The organism is Planococcus alkaliphilus, from assembly GCF_057031095.1.
The window spans coordinates 965,440-984,747 of record NZ_CM168060.1; the positions used below are offsets into that span (position 1 = coordinate 965,440).

Annotated in this window: 16 protein-coding genes; all 16 read left to right on the top strand. The window is 46.5% G+C overall.

The features are described 5' to 3' along the window. The first annotated feature begins 1 nt into the window (after window position 1). The 16 genes from purM to AC2EXB_RS05005 all read left to right on the top strand — a co-directional run bounded on the left by purM (window position 2) and on the right by AC2EXB_RS05005 (window position 19,265). Entirely contained in the window at window positions 2-1,063 is a 1,062-nt protein-coding gene (purM, locus tag AC2EXB_RS04930) for a phosphoribosylformylglycinamidine cyclo-ligase (RefSeq protein WP_483603974.1), read from the top strand. After that, window positions 1,053-1,625 carry a phosphoribosylglycinamide formyltransferase gene (gene purN / locus AC2EXB_RS04935; RefSeq protein WP_483603975.1) on the top strand — a complete coding sequence of 191 codons (573 nt, stop codon included), beginning with the start codon at window positions 1,053-1,055 and terminating at the stop codon, window positions 1,623-1,625. Before purM ends, purN begins: the two co-directional genes overlap by 11 nt. A 33-nt stretch (window positions 1,626-1,658) precedes the next feature. Further along, window positions 1,659-3,194 carry a bifunctional phosphoribosylaminoimidazolecarboxamide formyltransferase/IMP cyclohydrolase gene (gene purH / locus AC2EXB_RS04940; RefSeq protein WP_483603976.1) on the top strand — a complete coding sequence of 512 codons (1,536 nt, stop codon included), beginning with the start codon at window positions 1,659-1,661 and terminating at the stop codon, window positions 3,192-3,194. A 16-nt stretch (window positions 3,195-3,210) separates the two neighbouring features. Then, window positions 3,211-4,467: a phosphoribosylamine--glycine ligase gene (gene purD, locus AC2EXB_RS04945; RefSeq protein ID WP_483603977.1), complete on the top strand. Its 1,257-nt coding sequence runs from the start codon at window positions 3,211-3,213 to the stop codon at window positions 4,465-4,467. A 204-nt stretch (window positions 4,468-4,671) separates the two neighbouring features. Further along, window positions 4,672-5,262 (top strand): N-acetyltransferase, encoded by a 591-nt coding sequence (locus AC2EXB_RS04950; protein ID WP_235198572.1) that lies wholly within the window; start codon window positions 4,672-4,674, stop codon window positions 5,260-5,262. A gap of 140 nt (window positions 5,263-5,402) precedes the next feature. Then, window positions 5,403-7,133, top strand: a complete 1,731-nt coding sequence (locus AC2EXB_RS04955) for an adenine deaminase C-terminal domain-containing protein (protein ID WP_483603978.1) — start codon at window positions 5,403-5,405, stop codon at window positions 7,131-7,133. 7 nt (window positions 7,134-7,140) lie between these two features. Then, window positions 7,141-8,193: a DUF3048 domain-containing protein gene (locus AC2EXB_RS04960; protein WP_483603979.1), complete on the top strand. Its 1,053-nt coding sequence runs from the start codon at window positions 7,141-7,143 to the stop codon at window positions 8,191-8,193. A 30-nt stretch (window positions 8,194-8,223) separates the two neighbouring features. Next, window positions 8,224-8,544 (top strand): YerC/YecD family TrpR-related protein, encoded by a 321-nt coding sequence (locus AC2EXB_RS04965; protein ID WP_235198575.1) that lies wholly within the window; start codon window positions 8,224-8,226, stop codon window positions 8,542-8,544. Window positions 8,545-8,748: 204 nt separating this feature from the next. Beyond that, window positions 8,749-9,450 (top strand): heptaprenylglyceryl phosphate synthase, encoded by a 702-nt coding sequence (pcrB, locus tag AC2EXB_RS04970; protein WP_483603980.1) that lies wholly within the window; start codon window positions 8,749-8,751, stop codon window positions 9,448-9,450. A 31-nt stretch (window positions 9,451-9,481) separates the two neighbouring features. Continuing rightward, window positions 9,482-11,695: a DNA helicase PcrA gene (gene pcrA / locus AC2EXB_RS04975; RefSeq protein WP_483603981.1), complete on the top strand. Its 2,214-nt coding sequence runs from the start codon at window positions 9,482-9,484 to the stop codon at window positions 11,693-11,695. A 15-nt stretch (window positions 11,696-11,710) separates the two neighbouring features. Beyond that, entirely contained in the window at window positions 11,711-13,717 is a 2,007-nt protein-coding gene (gene ligA, locus AC2EXB_RS04980) for an NAD-dependent DNA ligase LigA (protein ID WP_483603982.1), read from the top strand. A gap of 11 nt (window positions 13,718-13,728) precedes the next feature. Beyond that, window positions 13,729-14,856, top strand: coding sequence for a CamS family sex pheromone protein (locus AC2EXB_RS04985; protein WP_235198577.1), 1,128 nt, complete (start codon window positions 13,729-13,731; stop codon window positions 14,854-14,856). 429 nt (window positions 14,857-15,285) lie between these two features. After that, window positions 15,286-15,576, top strand: coding sequence for an Asp-tRNA(Asn)/Glu-tRNA(Gln) amidotransferase subunit GatC (gatC, locus tag AC2EXB_RS04990; protein WP_052652458.1), 291 nt, complete (start codon window positions 15,286-15,288; stop codon window positions 15,574-15,576). 18 nt (window positions 15,577-15,594) lie between these two features. Beyond that, window positions 15,595-17,064, top strand: coding sequence for an Asp-tRNA(Asn)/Glu-tRNA(Gln) amidotransferase subunit GatA (gatA, locus tag AC2EXB_RS04995; protein WP_483603983.1), 1,470 nt, complete (start codon window positions 15,595-15,597; stop codon window positions 17,062-17,064). Further along, window positions 17,061-18,491, top strand: coding sequence for an Asp-tRNA(Asn)/Glu-tRNA(Gln) amidotransferase subunit GatB (gatB, locus tag AC2EXB_RS05000; RefSeq protein WP_235198579.1), 1,431 nt, complete (start codon window positions 17,061-17,063; stop codon window positions 18,489-18,491). The genes gatA and gatB overlap by 4 nt, the downstream gene beginning before the upstream one ends. Before the next feature lie 213 nt (window positions 18,492-18,704). Then, window positions 18,705-19,265: a thioredoxin family protein gene (locus AC2EXB_RS05005; RefSeq protein WP_235198580.1), complete on the top strand. Its 561-nt coding sequence runs from the start codon at window positions 18,705-18,707 to the stop codon at window positions 19,263-19,265. The last annotated feature ends 43 nt before the right edge of the window (window positions 19,266-19,308 follow it).

Sequence of the window (19,308 nt, forward strand, 5' to 3'; positions counted from 1 at the left end):
CATGTCAAAAGCATATGAACAGGCAGGCGTAAATATCGAGGCAGGCTATGAAGCAGTCAATCGAATGAAATCCCATGTGGAGCGTACAGCGCGTAAAGGGATGCTCGGTGCATTCGGCGGTTTTGGCGGCATGTTCGATTTGTCTGAGCTGAACTTGAAAGAACCGGTTCTTGTGTCTGGAACGGATGGAGTCGGAACAAAATTGAAGCTGGCATTCATGGCAGACCGCCACGATACGATCGGCATCGACTGTGTGGCGATGTGTGTCAATGACATCGTTGCACAAGGGGCGGAACCGTTATTTTTCCTCGACTATATTGCCGTTGGAAAAGCGGTTCCTGAAAAGATTGAGCAAATTGTCAAAGGGGTAGCGGATGGCTGTGTACAGGCAGGCGCTGCATTGATTGGCGGCGAAACAGCCGAGATGCCGGGACTTTATGAAGCAGATGAATACGACATCGCCGGATTTGCAGTAGGGGCAGCGGAGAAATCCAAGATCGTTACAGGCGAAAAAATCCAGCAGGGAGATGTGTTGATCGGGTTAGCTTCGAGCGGGATCCATTCAAACGGCTATTCGCTCGTACGCAATATCGTCTTTGATCAGCATCATTATCAGCTGGATCAAATTATCGAGGGTTTTGAAGATTTAGGGCCGCTTGGCAATGAATTGCTGACACCGACAAAAATTTATGCGAAAACGGTTGCAGCCATCGCGAACGATGTTGAAATTCATGGGATGGCGCACGTAACCGGCGGAGGGTTTATTGAAAACTTGCCGCGCATGATGCCTGAAAGCTTAGGTGCTGAGATTGAACTCGGCAGTTGGCCGGTTCTCCGCATTTTCGACATGCTTCAGGAAAAAGGTTCACTGACTGACCGCGATTTGTTCTCTGTTTTCAATGCAGGCATCGGTTTTGTACTGGCTGTTGCAGCAAAAGATGCTGAGCAAGTTCTGGCATCAGCCCTAGCAAGCGGTGAACAGGCATACATCATTGGCCAAGTTTCCGGCAAGTCCGGCGTGCAATTTATAGGGGAACAGGATGGAACCCTCGATGAACAATAAACCAAAGATTGCCGTTTTCGCTTCTGGAAACGGCTCTAATTTTCAAGCGATTGCCGATGCGATTCAAAAAGGCGAGCTGCAGGCGGAATTGGCATTGGTTGTGACTGACCGCCCGACTGCTTTTGTCGTAGAACGCGCCGAAAAGCTTGGAGTGGCATCTTTTGCATTTATCCCGTCTCAATACGATTCAAAACAGTTATATGAAGAGATGTTAAAGGAAAAGCTCCAGAGTTTAAGTGTAGAATGGATTGTATTGGCAGGATATATGAGATTGATTGGACCGGTTCTGCTTGCGGCTTATGAAAATCGCATCATTAATATCCATCCTTCAGTGCTGCCCGCTTTTCCCGGGAAAGATGCCATCGGCCAAACGCTTGCATCAGGTGCTGAATTCGCTGGTGTGACTGTCCACTACGTCGATGCGGGAATGGACACCGGCAAAATCATTGCCCAGCAATCGTTTTCTGTTGACGGACGTACACGCGAAGCGATCGAAAAAGAAATCCATGAAATTGAACACCAGTTATATCCTGCAACATTGCAGCAATTATTCAATCAGTAACACCCATCTGCAGTATTTATAGGAGGACGTATCGTGAAAAAAAGAGCTTTGCTAAGTGTATCGGATAAATCAGGGATCCTGGAGTTTGCGCAGGAACTGGAAAAAATGGATTATGAAATCCTATCGACAGGCGGAACAAAACGCTTTTTAGAAGAAAATGGCGTGGCGATTACAGCAGTTGATGAAATTACTAAATTCCCCGAAATTCTGGGCGGACGCGTCAAAACCTTGCATCCATTAATCCACGGCGGTCTTTTGGCTAAACATGACGATGCCACGCATCAACATGAAATGGCTGAAAACGGCATATCCCCAATTGATATTGTATGCGTTAATTTATACCCATTCCGTGAAACGATTTCAAAGCCAGGCGTAGCGGTTGATGATGCGATTGAAAATATCGATATCGGCGGCCCGACAATGCTACGTTCTGCAGCGAAAAACCATGCTTATTTGACGGTTATTGTTGATTCTGAAGACTACGCGATTGTGGCTAGCGAGTTGCAAAACGGAAATGAGACAACTTCAGAAACGAGACGGCGCTTAGCTGCTAAAGTTTTCCGCCACACAGCTGCATATGATTCGTATATCTCCAATTATTTAACAGAATTGACAGGTGAGGAATATCCGGATCAGCTGACGCTTACATATGAATTGCAGCAGCCGCTCCGCTATGGAGAAAATCCGCATCAAAAAGCGGCATTTTACCGCAGCCCGCTAGGCTCGGATTTTTCAATTGCCCATGCCGATCAATTGCATGGCAAGGAATTATCTTACAACAATATCCAAGATGCCAATGCGGCACTTCAAATCATCAAGGAATTCACGAAATCCGCTGCCGTAGCAGTCAAACATATGAACCCTTGCGGTGTTGGAACAGGTGAAACGATTTCCGAGGCGTTCAATAAAGCTTATGAAGCCGATTCAACTTCCATTTTTGGCGGCATCGTTGCGTTGAACCAGGAAGTGGATGCGGAAACGGCTCAACAATTAGCCGGAATTTTCCTAGAAATCATCATAGCGCCATCTTTCTCGGAAGGGGCGATTGAATTATTGACGCAGAAGAAAAACATCCGTTTGTTGACGATTCCTTTTAGCCGTACAAAACAAGACAAATGGAATACTGTGACAGTGGAGGGTGGACTTTTGGTCCAGCAACCGGATGCTTTCGGCTATGATGAGGCGGAAATTTCAGTGGCGACGGACCGGGAACCAACTGCTGAAGAATTAGAAGCGCTGAAGCTTGGCTGGAGCGTTGTCAAACATGTAAAATCCAATGCGATTGTCGTCTGCAACTCCGCTATGACTTTAGGCATTGGAGCCGGCCAAATGAACCGGGTAGGCTCTGCGAAAATCGCTTTGGAACAGGCAGGAGAAAAAGCGCAAGGGGCAGTTATGGCTTCGGATGCCTTCTTCCCGATGGCCGATACGGTAGAAGCTGCTGCAAAAGCAGGCATTAAAGCAATTATTCAACCAGGCGGTTCGAAAAAAGACCAGGATTCAATTGATAAAGCGAATGAATATGGCATTGCGATGATCTTTACCGGCGTTCGCCATTTCAAACACTAAGCCAGGGGGTGATCAGATGAACGTTTTAGTCATCGGAAGAGGCGGAAGAGAACACGCCATTGTTCGCCAGTTTTCTCGTTCGGCATCTGTCGAACAAGTTTATGCCGCACCCGGAAATGATGGGATGCGCACGGATGCAGAATTAGTAGGAATGGACGAAATGGACTTCGCAGCATTGGCAGATTTTGCGGCAGCGAAGAACATCGATTTTACGTTTGTCGGACCGGAACAGCCGTTAGCTGCTGGAATCGTCGACTTTTTCAAAGACCGCGGGCTGCGTATTTTCGGACCGTCAAAAGAAGCTGCGAAAATCGAAGGCAGCAAAGCGTTTGCCAAGGAATTAATGAAAAAATACGGCATTCCGACAGCTGCATATGAAACGTTCACGGAAGTTCAGCCTGCAATTGAATTCATTCGAACGACAGGAGCTCCGATTGTCATTAAAGCGGACGGGCTTGCGGCAGGGAAAGGCGTCGTCGTAGCCACTTCTGAAGAAGAAGCCATCGCTGCCGTGAAAGATATGCTCGAAGGCCAAAAGTTCGGCGAATCGGGTTCCCGCGTCGTAATCGAAGAGTTTCTTGCTGGCGAAGAGTTTTCGTTCATGTCGTTTGTCCAGGATGGCGAAATCTATCCGATGCCGATTTCCCAAGACCATAAACGTGCTTTTGACGGCGATAGAGGTCCGAATACGGGCGGAATGGGTGCCTACTCACCGGTACCCCAAATTTCTGAAGCTGTTATAGAAGAGACATTTGGCACCATTGTCGATCCGGTGATCGGTGCAATGGCAGCAGAAGGAACATCGTTCAACGGCATTTTATATGCCGGCGTCATCTTGACGGAAGAAGGTCCGAAAGTCATCGAATTCAATGCGCGTTTTGGAGATCCTGAAACGCAAGTGGTCCTTCCGAAGATGAAATCTGATTTCGGCGCCTTCATGGATGCAATTTTAGACGGCCGGAAATTTGATCTGGAATGGGACGGCCAGGCCATGCTTGGCGTTGTCATTGCTGCTGACGGATACCCTGGTGAAATCGAAAAAGGCATTCTATTGCCAAGCTTTGAGGAGCTTCAAGGTGTTGAAGTGGTGCATGCCGGGACGCGGGAAACCCATAAAGGTTTTGTCGGCAACGGCGGGCGTGTCCTGCTAGTTTCAGCTAAAGGCGAGTCGCTATTAGCTGCACAGGAAAAAGTCTATGAGGAATTGGACAAGCTCGAATGGCTTGGCTACTTCTACCGGACAGACATCGGATGGCGTGCAATGCAAAATTGAATATGTTAAACTTACAAATGACACAAATTCGTATCGGAGATGTGTCATTTTTTGTTTAATTCCCCGCCCTTGGGGTATTAAAAATTGAGTTGAGGATTTTCAACTGCCCACTTTTACCTCTTAATCACACTCCATAACGAACTAGTTAGCAAGACTCCAGAAACAAAATCAGCAGGGCACCCAAATTTGAAAGGAGCACAAACTATGAATTGGTATGAAAAACTAAATCAGTATTTCCCAGTAGAAGAAATGAAATCAAAAGAGCATATGGATACGTTGCTGAAAGAAAAAGGCAGTGTCTATTATAAAGACGAAGGACCATACCATGTCTTGATGTACGCAGAGTTCCCGACTTTCTCGTTTGTCGATTATTTATTCGTTTCTAAAGAATCGCGCGGCATGGGCTTAGGGAAGAAAACTTTGCAAATGCTGAAAGACAAGAATAAGCCGATCATCCTTGAAGTGGAACCTGTAAACTACGAAGACACGGATACTGAAAAACGCTTGCGCTTTTATGCTAGAGAAGGTTTTCAACACGCTGCATCCATCGGCTATTGCCGCCGTTCGCTAGCGACTGGTGAAGAGAATTCGATGGAAATCCTTTACTGGGCGCCGAACAACGAATCGGAAGAAGAAATTTTCGAGGCGATGAAGAAAATGTATGAGGACATCCATACGTATAAAGACGAGCATTTTTACGGCGAATCGTACGAACCGACTTCAAAGGTCCTGTCATTCAAGAAAGATGAAAAAGAGAATGTCTTGGATCCCTTCAATTCAACAACTGCAAAATAAGTAAAATCCACGCTCCCGGCGTGGATTTTTTGTGTCTGATTATGGTCAGAATGTTCTAGTATTATCCGGTCCTCTCTGTATTTTCATGCATTATTATGCTACGATATTATGCATAGAGATAGAGGAGGAAGGTGCCGGATATGGGAAACCCATTATGGAGAAATACTGAAATCAGACAACAACTTAAGATTATCGATAAAGAATTAGCACCGGATCTCTTATTGGTCAATGCTACTTATTTGCATGGCATTTTCAAAAAATGGATGACCGGAAATATATGGATAAAAGGGGATCGCATCGTTTATGCAGGACCGGATATGGCGAAAGTCGATGCGTCCACAGAAGTGATTGAGATGGAAGGGAAGTATATCGTGCCGGGTTATATTGAACCCCATGTCCACCCTTATCAGCTCTATAACCCCCAAACATTTGCGGATTATGCAGCTCAAGGCGGAACTACCACGTTCCTATCCGACAACTTGACTTTGTTTTTATCATTGGAAAATGAGAAAGCGTTTTCATTATTGGATGAAATGGCAGGGCTGCCTTTTAACTTTTATTGGTGGACGAGATTTGACTCGCAGACGGAGCTGAGCGAAGAAGACCGGTTGTTCACTTCAAAATCAGTCGGAGAGTGGCTGGAGCGGACCGACGTCTGGCTAGGCGGCGAATTGACCGGATGGCCGAAGCTTTTGGCTGGCGACGATCAAATGCTGTACTGGATTCAAAAAGCGAAAATGAGCTTGAAAAAAATTGAAGGGCATTTCCCAGGTGCTTCCGAGAAAACCCTTGCGCGCATGCGTTTGCTAGGGGCAGACGGAGACCATGAAGCGATGACTGTGGAAGAAGTGGAAATGCGCCTCCTCCACGGTTATGGCGTCACGCTTCGCCATTCCTCCATCCGGCCGGATTTGCCGGAATTGTTGAAAGGCATTGTAGAAAAAGAGCTGAATGTCTTTGATAAATTAATGATGACGACGGATGGTTCAACTCCCGGCTTCCATTTGAACGGCGTGATGGACCTTTGCATCAAAATCGCTTTAGAAGCGGGAGTGCCGGCAATTGATGCGTACATGATGGCGTCTTATAATGTAGCCCGGTATTACAATGTGACAAGTTTGCACGGTTTGATTGCGACTGGGCGTTTTGCCAACTTGAACATTTTGGATTCGCTGGAGGACCCTGTGCCATCCGGTGTGATTTCAAAAGGGGTTTGGCTAAAACGGGACGGCAAGAAAGTCTTTGACTTGCCGAAAATCGATTGGTCCGTGATGCCGGACTTGGAACTCGACTTTGACTTAACAGAAGATGACTTCCAATTTTCGATGCCATTCGGGATTGAAATGATCAATGATGTGATTACAAAACCTTATTCAGTGAGTGTCGATACGCATGATGGAACGCTTTCGCAAGATCATGAAGAAAGCTTTCTGATGCTTCTCGACAAACATGGAAAATGGCGCGTAAACACATTGATTAAAGGTTTTGCAACCGGCGTCAGTGGATTTGCTTCGTCCTATTCCAATACAGGAGATATCATTCTGATCGGCAAGAGCCGAAAAGACATGTGGCGCGCTTTCGATGAACTGAAGCGTTTGAAAGGCGGGATTGTTCTTGTTGAAGAAGGAGAAACCGTTTGCTTGCTTCCGCTACCGATCGGCGGGGTGATGTCAGAGCTGCCGATGGAAGAATTGATTCCCCAAGAAATGGCGTTGAAGAAAGCGCTGAAAGACCGCGGCTATACAAAAGGAGATGCCGTCTACACGCTACTATTCCTACAGGCGACCCATTTGCCTTACGTCCGCATCACCCAAAGAGGGATTTACGATGTGATGAATAAAAAAATCTTATTTCCAGCGTTTATGAGGTAAACAGACAATGAAAAAAAAGTCATGGCTTATATGGATCATCTTGCTTTGGGCGGCAGCGGCAGCTGCTGTCTTTTGGATAATGAGCGAGAAAAAAGAAGAGCCGGCTGAGCCGGAAGCAATACTAGAACCAGAAATGCCTGACGAAGAACCAGGAGAGACTACCGCTCCGTTTACAGGGATGGAAAGGGAACAGGAATTGAACCAGCGGCCTGTCATGGCAGTTATTAACAACCATCCGCATGCACGGCCACAAACAGGGCTGACACAAGCGGATATGGTTTTTGAATTGTTGGCGGAAGGAAATGTTACGAGATTTCTCGCGCTCTATCAAAGTGACATCCCGAACCAAATCGGGCCGATTCGCAGTGCGCGAGATTATTTTGTTCAGTTAGCAGCAAATTACGATGCTTTTTTCGTAGCGCATGGCTACAGCCCGGATGCGAAAATGCTGTTGGACAGAGGAGTTGTCGATCACATCAATGGCATGGCTTATGATGGCAGCTTGTTTCAGCGTTCAACTGACCGGATAGCGCCGCATAATTCCTATATCAGTTTTGATAATATAAAAACAGGAATGGAGATGGTGGATGCCGAACCTTCTTTTGGCGGGGAGTCAGCATATCATTTCTATGAAAACTCTGAAAGTGCTAAACTGATGGAACAGGCTTCTTTAATAGAAGTCGCGTACGGTTCAGATCCCATGTTTCAAAATGTCTATACATATGATGAAACGACCCACAAATACAGCCGATCTTCTGGCGGGGTTTTAACAGGCGATAAAGAGTCGCTTGAAATCATGGAGATCGCCAATGTTGTATTTTTTGAAACTGCTCATGACGTGATTGACGAAAAGGGACGGTTGGCGATTGATCTGGAAAGCGGTGGAGATGCGCTTGTGTTCCACGGAGGCGGCCGGCTTGAAGCCGAGTGGACCGTTGAAAATGGAATGCTGGTCCCGGTTCAGAATGGCGAACCTGTAAAATTGGCGCCAGGCAAAACATGGATCCATCTCATTCCGGAAAATCCAGGACTGGATGGAATGGTCAGTGCCACGCCATAATATTTTGAAATGAAAGGACGGTGAAACTGTATGCAGGTAGATAAAATCCGAGGCGCACAGACAGACCAATTAATTGAAGCGATTCTTGCGCTGAAAGACAAAGAAGAAGCTTATCGCTTTTTTGATGATTTGTGCACCATCAGTGAAATTCAATCACTTTCGCAGCGCCTAGAAGTTGCTCATATGCTGCGGATGAAAAAGACCTACGAAAAGATCAAAAACGAAACAGGTGCCAGCACTGCTACGATTTCGCGAGTCCGTCGATGCTTGAATTATGGCAATGATGGCTATGATGAAATGCTGGGCAGATTGTATCCAGACGAAAAGCCGTTTGAGCTGCCGAAAGGCTGAAAAATGGGAAGGCATAAAGTCGTCTGAATGGGCTCGGTTTAAGCGGAGTTTTCCGCTTGGCCTGTTAGAAGCACTGTTCCTATCGGGCTTTGGCATGAGAAAAAGAAGAGGGTTGTCCAGTGAGTCTGCTATTCGGCTTAATGGACAGCCCTTTTTTTGCTATAATGAAAGAGCGAATAGAGAAGCGAAGTTAGGTGGACGATGATGGACTTTCAAACATGGCGGCATGTATTTAAATTAGACCCGGCAAAGTCAATTTCAGATGGACAGTTGGAACGAATTTGCGAATCTGGGACTGATGCCATCTTGATTGGCGGCAGTGATAATGTCACACTCGACAATGTCTTGGATTTAATGGCGCGAGTCCGCCGGTTTACAGTTCCGGTCGTACTCGAAGTTTCGACAATTGAATCGGTGACTCCGGGATTCGATTATTATTTTATTCCCACAGTGTTGAATAGCGACAATCCGCTTTGGATTAAAGGGCTTCATCATGAAGCAATCCGGGAATACGGAGAAATTATGGATTGGGAAGAACTCATTCCGGAAGCGTATTGCATTTTGAATCCAGCTTGCAAAGCTGCGGAATTGACTGGGGCAAAAACGGATTTATCGGCGGAAGATGTACTCGCTTATGCGAGAATGGCGGAGCATTTTTTCCGGCTGCCGATTTTTTATATGGAATACAGTGGAGCCTATGGCGACCGTGAATTGGTAGGGCAAGTTAAGAACGTCCTTGACCAGACGCGGTTATTTTACGGAGGCGGCATCGATTCGGTGCCGAAAGCGCAGGAAATGGCGCATATTGCGGACACAGTGGTGGTCGGCAACATCCTCTATGAAGACTTGGAACAGGCATTAGCGACTGTCCAGGCAGTTGCGGAACTAGACAACAACTCGCTATAATAGAAAGAACAGATGTTCGAGGTGGTGCGAAATGGAAATCATTACAAAGAATTTACTTAGAGGAATGAACCCGGAACAAGAACAAGCAGTAAAAACGACGGAAGGGCCGCTCTTGATCATGGCAGGTGCCGGATCCGGGAAGACACGCGTGCTCACTCACCGTATCGCTTATTTGGTATTGGAAAAAGAGGTTTATCCTTCCAATATTTTAGCGATCACTTTTACAAACAAGGCAGCACGTGAAATGCGCAGCCGGATCGATGGACTCCTTGGCCACGGAACAGGGGAGCGGATGTGGGTTTCTACATTCCACTCGATGTGCGTGCGGATTTTACGCCGGAACATCGACCAGCTTGGATTTTCGAAAAACTTTTCGATCTTGGATACGACAGACCAACTGACGGTTATTAAAAACGTATTGAAGCAGCAAAACCTGGATCCGAAAAAGTATGAGCCGCGGACGATGCTGAATGCCATTTCTTCGGCGAAAAATGAATGCATCGATGCCAGTGAATTTGCAGCGAATATGAATGCGCATAATCCATATGAAAAAACCGTGTCGGAAGTTTATGTGGCTTATGAAAAACGTTTGAAGAAAAACCAATCACTCGATTTCGATGATTTGATCATGACGACATTGAAATTGTTCAATACCGTACCGGACGTATTGGAATTCTACCAGAACAAATTCCAGTACATCCATGTGGATGAATACCAGGATACAAATAATGCCCAATACCAATTGGTGCAGAAACTGGCAAGCAAATTCAAGAATATCTGCGTAGTAGGGGATTCTGACCAGTCGATATACCGCTGGCGCGGGGCGGATATCACGAATATCCTTTCGTTTGAAAAAGATTATCCGAATGCCAAAGTCATCATGCTTGAGCAGAATTACCGTTCGACGAAACGGATTTTACAGGCAGCGAATGATGTCATTAAAAAGAATACAAGCCGCTACCCAAAAGAACTGCGCACAGATAACGATGAAGGCCCTTCAATCATTCTCCATAAAGCGGGAGATGAACGGCAGGAAGCGCAATTTGTCGTACAGACTATCCAGAAATTGATGGAAGAAGAAGGCTATAAAACATCTGACTTTGCCATTCTTTACCGGACGAATGCCCAGTCGCGTGTCATGGAGGAAATGTTCGTCAAATCGAATATGTCCTACAGCATCGTCGGCGGCACCAAGTTCTATGACCGCAAAGAAATCAAGGATTTACTCGCTTATTTAAGGTTGATTGCGAATAACGACGATGATTTATCGCTTGCGCGGATCATCAATGAGCCGAAGCGCGGCATCGGGGCAACGTCTTTTGAACGCATGGCCCGTTTCGCGATCGACCAAGACCGCACCATCATGGATGCCTTGCAAGAAGCTGATTTTATGGGGCTGACAGCGAAAACGGCACAGACAGTCCTTGAATTCCGTTCCATGATTGATGGCTTCACCCAAATGCAGGAATTTTTATCTGTAACGGAATTGGTCGAAGAAGTGCTGAAGAAATCAGGCTACCGCCAAATGCTGCAAAACGATAAAACCATTGAAGGCGAAAGCCGCCTGGAAAACTTGGAAGAGTTCTTATCGGTGACAAAAGCATTTGAGAAGCAAAGCGATGATAAATCCTTAGTGGCGTTTTTGACGGACTTGGCGTTGATTTCCGACATCGATTCGTTGGATGACGAGGAAGATGCCGATGGACCGATCATCTTAATGACGATGCACGCGGCAAAAGGGCTTGAATTCCCGGTTGTTTTCATCATCGGCTTAGAAGAAAACGTCTTTCCGCATTCCCGTTCAAATCTGGATGATGATGAATTGGAAGAAGAACGGCGCTTGGCCTATGTCGGAATTACGCGGGCAGAGCATCGCCTTTATTTAACGCATGCGACGTCGCGTACCCTCTTCGGCAAAAGCAATTACAATATGCCTTCCCGGTTTATCAGCGAGATTTCAGAAGAGTTGATTGAACAGACGATGGCGAATTACCGGGCAGGCGCTCCGACGAGCTACAGACAAGCTCCGAAACGCGCCGCAGTGACCCGCCCGGCTTACCAGCAATCGGGTGGAGATAAACTTGGATGGCAGCCTGGAAACCGCGCCAAACATAAAAAATGGGGTACGGGTACAGTTGTCAGTGTGAAAGGCGAAGGGGAGCAGATGGAGCTCGATATCGCTTTCCCAAGCCCGGTAGGCATCAAACGCCTGTTGGCAAAATTCGCACCAATTGAAAAAGAATAGCCGGGAGGAACCTTTATGGACCGTTTAAAAGCAGAGCAGCGCGTTATTGAATTGAACGAACAGCTTCGTGGGTATGGCCACGCTTATTATGTATTGGATAAGCCGGCAGTCCCGGACTCTGTTTATGATCAATTGCTGCATGAATTGATTGAACTTGAAACGCTTTATCCTGATTTGATCTTCCCGGATTCGCCAACGCAGCGCGTCGGCGGGACACCGATTTCAGGATTCGAAAAAGTGACGCATGACCAGCCGATGCTCAGCCTGTCAAACGTCTTTAACGAGCAGGACATCCGGGATTTCGATAAGCGTGTCAGAAATGGTGCAGGCGAGAACATTCAGTATGTCTGTGAGTTGAAAATTGATGGATTGGCCGTTTCGCTTATTTATGAAAATGGACAATTTCTTAGAGGTGCCACCCGCGGAGATGGACGGATCGGAGAAGACATTACTGCCAACCTTCGGACCGTGCGGACGATTCCATTGAAGATCAAAGAATCGGTTTCCCTTGAAGTGCGCGGCGAAGTATTCATGCCGAAGAAATCTTTCCATAATTTAAACGGGGAACGCGGCGAGCGTGGGGAAGAACTTTTTGCCAATCCTCGAAACGCAGCAGCCGGATCGCTTCGTCAGCTTGACCCGAAAATTGCGGCTAGCCGCAATCTGGATGTTTTCATTTATGCACTTGGAGGCGACGGGCAAAACTACGGTTTGAGTGAACACGAAGAAACGCTTCAATACATCGAGGCGCTTGGTTTTAAAACGAATAATGAACGGGAAGTCTGCAATAGCGTAGAAGAGGTGCTGGCTTATATAGAGAAATGGAGTGCGGAGCGTTCAAGCTTGGCGTATGAAATTGATGGGATTGTCATCAAAGTGAACAGCTATCTTCATCAGCAGGAACTTGGATTTACTGCCAAAAGTCCGAAATGGGCAACGGCCTATAAGTTCCCGGCAGAAGAAGTGATGACGACTGTCCGTGATATTGAATTGAGTGTTGGCCGTACCGGCGTTGTGACACCGACCGCCATCCTGGATCCTGTGTCCGTAGCAGGAACAACTGTACAGCGGGCTTCGCTTCACAATGAAGATTTGATTAAAGAAAAAGATATCCGCATCGGTGACCGCGTGATTATCCGCAAAGCGGGCGATATCATTCCTGAAGTGGTGTCTGCTTTGATCGAGCAGCGCACTGGTGAGGAAGAGCCTTTCAGCATGCCTGAAAATTGTCCGGCTTGCGACAGTGAACTGATCCGCATTGAAGGGGAAGTGGCGCTTCGCTGCGTCAATCCGCAATGCCCTGCACAGATCACAGAAGGCATCATCCATTTCGTTTCGCGCAATGCGATGAATATCGATGGCTTAGGCGAAAAAGTGGTGGAGCAATTATACCGCGAAGGCCTGATTGCCGATATTTCCGATTTGTACAAATTGACGAAAGAGCAATTGCTGACGCTTGACCGCATGGGCGAAAAATCGGCCGGCAATTTGATTGCGGCGATCGACGCTTCCCGCAGCAACTCGATGGAAAAGCTATTATTCGGCCTTGGAATCCGCCATGTCGGCGAAAGAGGCGCACGCATCTTATCCGAGCATTACGGTTCAATGGAAAAATTGATGAAAGCTTCGAAAGAAGAATTGATCGAAATACACGAGATCGGCGAAAAAATGGCGGATTCGATTGTTTCCTATTTTGAAACAGAAGAAGTTCAGCAATTGATGGAACGTTTAGCTGCAGCTGACGTCAATTTAACGTATACCGGAACACGTATCCGCGTCGAAGCGGGTGCCAACAGCTTCGCCGGCAAGAAAATTGTATTGACGGGGAAATTGGAACAATTGACGCGCGGAGAGGCGCAAGCCCGTATTGAAGCGCTGGGTGGAACCGTTTCAGGCTCTGTCAGCAAGAAGACGGACCTGGTTATCGCTGGAGAAGAGGCCGGTTCAAAACTGGCGAAAGCGATGGAACTCAAAGTCGATGTTTGGGACGAGGAACGTCTTCTGGAAGAATTGAATAAATGAGGAGATTTAACATGAAACGCATTTGGTGGATCCCGGTCAGTTTATTGTTGCTTACGGGATGTGTGCCTTCTGTGTCAGATGATACAGAAGTGCTTAATACAGAGGAAGAAGTGGAAACGGCAATCATTCCGAGCATCCAGCTGGATGCAGCGTATTATCGGACGCTGCTGCCTTATAAAGAAAGTGCCACGCGCGGAAAAATCATTAACCGGATTTATTCACGCTATGATATCAAAGAAGCGGAAAGCGGGCTTCTCCGCATATCGCAGCACCAATTTTCTCCGGATGATTATTATTTCCAAGAAGGCCAGAAAATAACAGAAGAAGACGCGACAAACTGGTTAGGACGCAAGACGGAAGAGAATCCGCTTGGGTTAAATCCGGCTGATGGACGGACAGCGGCACAAAAAGAAGCGGGGGAACATCCTTCTGCGGAAATTTTAGCGCATATCATCGAACAGAATTACTTAGTCAAAACGGACAATGAAACGATTCGGCTCGGCGGTGTGTCGATCGGACTTGCACTGAATTCGGTTTACTATAACACTTCTGACGGTGCTACCTACGAAGAGTCGGTGCCGCAAGCCCAATTGGATAAAGAAGGAAAGCGGATGGCAGATGAAATTGTAAAACGCCTCCGTGAAAAGGAAGGCATGAAAGACGTACCGATCATGGTTGGTTTGTTTAAGCAGAATACCCGAGGCGCAATTGCCCCTGGAACTTATTTTTCTTATGGTGTAGCTCCGGGTGGACAAGGGGCAGTCGCAAATTGGAATTCGGTCAATGAAGAATACGTCATTTTCCCATCTTCGAATACGGAAGAAAAGTACCGGGCCATTGATACGAAATTCCGCAATTTTAAGCAAGATGTGGAAGAGTATTTTTCTAACTTCACAAGCGTTATCGGCACTGGATTTTATCAGGAAGACCAGATCCGCAAAATGCAGATTGACATTCCCATCCAGTTTTATGGATCCGCTGAAGTCATTGGGTTTACCCAATACTTGACCGGATTGGTATTAGAGCATTTTCCGGAGAACATCCAAGTTGAAATCAGTGTAACTTCAACGAATGGGCCAGAAGCGCTGATTCTACGGAAAATCGATCAAACAGAACCAGTTGTTCATATTTATGACTAATCTGTGAGAGAAACAGGGGCAGCCATCCGGCTGTCCCTGTTCATTTTTTCTGGCCGGGCTTCAGCGCCTAGCTATCCGGCCAAAGCGTCTTATGCCTGTCGAATCTACCCGTGCGCTTCCGCTTTTCGCATTGTCCAGACTCCAGCGGCTAGCTCCTCGGGTCATAAGCCAGCTCAGCTATGCGGCAAAGAACGCCGCTTCGCTGTTCCGTCTTATGCCCGTCGGAGCTGGATAGCCGCTTTCGCTTTTCGGATTGTCCAGACTCCAGCGCCCAGATTCTCGGGGTCATAAGCCACTCCGGCTGTGCGGCTGAAGAACGCCGCTTCGCCAAAGCGTCTTATGCCTGTCGAATCTACCCGGGCGCTTCCGCTTTTCCTAAAAAAATGATATGATAGAGCGTATGTTTACTGAATCCGGAGGTGTAGAGAAATGGCGAAAATGACAAAAGAAGAAGTAATTGAGGTAGCACATTTGGCGCGCTTGGCCATTACTGATGAGGAAGCAGTACATTTTGCGGATCAATTGGAAGCAATTACGAATGCAATGGAATTGCTTAATGAATTGGATACGGAAAATGTAGAGCCGACAACGCATGTATTGCAAATGGTCAATGTATTGCGGGAAGACAAATCCGTCCCTGGATTAGACCGGGAACTGGTTTTGAAAAACGTGAAAGAACACGAAGCGGGACAAGTAAAAGTTCCAACGATTTTAGAATAATTGTGAGGAGGGAAATAAATGAACTTAGTTGATAAGACAGCAGCAGAATTGCAGGACTTGATACATAAAAAAGAAGTCAGCATTGCTGAAATCACGAAACAGGCATTTGACCGTATTGAAAAACTGGATCCAAAAGTGGATGCATTTTTGGCGATGAATAAAGAACAGGCAACAAAGCAGGCAGAAGAAATGGATAAAACGCCTTTAGCTGAACGTGGGCCATTATTCGGGCTGCCAATCGGAGTAAAAGACAATATCGTAACCGAAGGCATTGAAACTACAGCTTCTAGCCGAATCCTTCAAGGATTCAATCCAATCTACAACGCAACTGTTGTAGAAAAACTAAAAGCTGCTGGAATGATCACAGTCGGTAAATTGAATATGGACGAGTTTGCGATGGGTTCTTCCAATGAAAACTCGTACTATAAAAATACGAAAAACCCATGGAACTTAGAAACGGTTCCGGGCGGATCTTCAGGCGGTTCGGCAGCAGCGGTTGCTGCAGGGGAAGTGCCTTTCACATTAGGTTCTGATACAGGCGGTTCGATCCGCCAGCCGGCAGCCTTCTGCGGCGTGGTCGGGATGAAGCCGACATACGGACGGGTTTCCCGTTTCGGTTTGATTGCCTATGCGTCTTCTTTAGACCAGATCGGACCGATTACAAGAACCGTAAAAGACAACGCGTTATTGCTTGAAGCGATTTCGGGGCATGACGAACGCGATTCGACTTCTGCAAATATCGAAGTGCCGAATTTCGCGGAAGCATTGACTGGCGATATTAAAGGGCTGCGCATTGGCGTTCCTACAGAATACTTCGCTGAAGGCGTTGGCGAAGCTGCGAAACAAGCGGTTCGCGAAGCCCTTGCAGTTCTTGAAGAAAGAGGCGCGACGTGGGAAGAGATTTCGTTGCCGCATTCTAAATATGCACTAGCTACTTATTACTTGCTCGCTTCTTCAGAAGCTTCATCCAATTTGTCCCGCTTCGACGGAATCCGTTACGGATACCGCACTGAAAAAGCAGGCAATTTGCTGGAGTTCTATATGAATACACGTTCTGAAGGCTTCGGTGATGAAGTAAAACGCCGCATCATGCTTGGAACCTATGCATTAAGTTCAGGCTACTACGACGCTTATTACAAAAAAGCGCAAAAAGTCCGGACTTTGATCAAAAAAGATTTCGACGATGCTTTCGAAAAATTCGATGTCATCATCGGACCAACAACGCCAACACCGGCATTTAAAATCGGTGAAAAGATTGATGATCCATTAACGATGTATGCCAATGATATTTTGACGATTCCAGTCAACTTGGCAGGCGTACCGGCAATTTCGATTCCATGTGGATTTGAAAATGGGTTGCCGCTTGGCTTACAAATCATCGGCAAGTATTTTGATGAGGAAACGATTTATCGTGTTGCGGATGTTTTTGAAAAAGCAACCGATTTCCATAAACAAACTCCTCAGATTTGGGAGGGAGCAGCACAATGAACTTTGAAACGATCATTGGACTTGAAGTCCACGTAGAACTTAAAACAGAATCGAAAATGTTCTCTCCTGCACCGGCCCATTTTGGTGCGGAACCGAACACGAACACAAACGTCATCGACCTTGGCTATCCAGGTGTTTTACCGGTCGTCAACAAAACGGCAGTGGACTGGGCAATGAAAGCGGCGCTAGCATTAAACTGTGAAATTACCCGCCACACGAAATTCGACCGCAAAAACTATTTCTATCCGGATAACCCGAAAGCTTACCAAATCTCTCAATTTGATCAGCCAATCGGCGAACACGGCTGGGTAGAAATTGAAGTCAATGGTGAGAAAAAACGCATCGGCATTACCCGCCTTCATATGGAAGAAGATGCTGGGAAACTGACGCATACAGGCAACGGCCACTCGCTAGTCGACTTTAACCGCCAAGGCACACCGTTGATCGAAATCGTTTCTGAGCCGGACATCCGGACTGCAGACGAAGCGTATGCGTATCTTGAAAAAATCAAAGCCATCATCCAATATACAGGCGTATCGGATGTGCGGATGGAAGAAGGCTCACTTCGCTGTGATGCCAATATTTCGCTTCGTCCATACGGCCAAGAGCAATTTGGTACAAAAACGGAATTGAAGAACTTGAACTCATTCAACTATGTCCGCAAAGGCATTGAACATGAACAAGTTCGCCAAGAACAAGTGCTTTTGTCAGGCGGCATCATCGAACAGGAAACAAGACGCTACGATGAAACAACAGGCAAAACACTATTGATGCGCGTAAAAGAAGGATCGGATGATTACCGCTACTTCCCAGAGCCGGACCTTGTGGACATTGTCATCGATGACGCTTGGCTTGAACGTGTCCGCGCGGAAATCCCTGAACTTCCGGATGCCCGCAAAGCTCGCTATGTAGCTGAACTTGGCTTGTCTTCCTACGATGCTATGGTATTGACACTTGCAAAGCCAATCTCTGATTTCTTCGAGGCAACAGTTGAAGCTGGCGCTGATGCGAAACTCGCATCTAACTGGTTGATGGGTGAAGTTTCGGCTTATATGAATGCTGAACAGAAAGAGTTAAGTGAGACGGCGCTAACTCCGGAAGGACTCGCCGGCATGATCAAATTGATTTCCGACGGCACGATTTCTTCGAAAATCGCGAAGAAAGTCTTCAAGGAATTGATTGAAAAAGGCGGCGACGCAAACGACATCGTTAAAGCAAAAGGGCTTGTCCAAATCTCGGATGAAAATACATTGCGTGAATTCGTTACTGCAGCACTCGACAATAACCCGCAATCGATTGAAGACTTTAAAAACGGCAAAGACCGCGCAATCGGTTTCTTAGTCGGCCAAATCATGAAGCAGACGAAAGGGCAGGCAAACCCGCCATTGCTCAATAAAATCTTGCTTGAAGAAATTGCTAAACGTTAATTGAGGTCTATAAAAGGTGGAACCGGAATCGCTCATTGCGATTCCGGTTCCTTTTTTTGCCTTATTTTGCTTCAGGAACCCGCTAAAACGGATAAAACATTTGAAGCTTTATCTTTCAACAAGTAAACTAGGGATGAAGAAGAATAATTTATTTCAGTTTTGGGGTCCTTGAGGGATCCACTGCTTGCCAGGAAAAGGAGAAGTGATGACCAAATGACAACGGAACAACAATACTTTGAGAATGCCATCACCCTAGAAAAATACATGACATTGATGGAGTCGAACCAGGAGAAATCCTATTCGATTTATGAAAAGTTCAATCTTCCGGAAGACACGGAATTTATGGAGCTATTGAAAGAGAAGCAGCCTCACGTTTTAGTAATTACCGAGGATTGGTGCGGCGATGCTATGATGAATAATGCGATCCTGCGTAAGATTGCAGAAGCTTCGGGTATTGAAGTCCACTGTGTCTACCGCGACGAAAATCTGGAATTGATGGATCGCTATTTAACAAACGGCGGGCGTTCGATTCCAAAGTATATTTTCTTGTCCAAAGAAGGCGAAGTTTTAGGAGATTGGGGTCCACGTGCACCAAAAGTCCAAGAATTCGTTATGGAGAAAAAATCCCGTTTGCCTGAAAAAGACGATCCGCAATTCGAGTTGCACCAAAAGACTGTGCACGGCGAAATTTCGGACGGCTTTGTATGGAATGAAGAATTTTGGAGTGCGGTCTACCAAGATATCCGCAAAACTTTCTTCGAAATCTTGAAGTAATAAGGGAAAGAAGAAGAGGCCGGCGTGATGTCGGTTTTTTTCT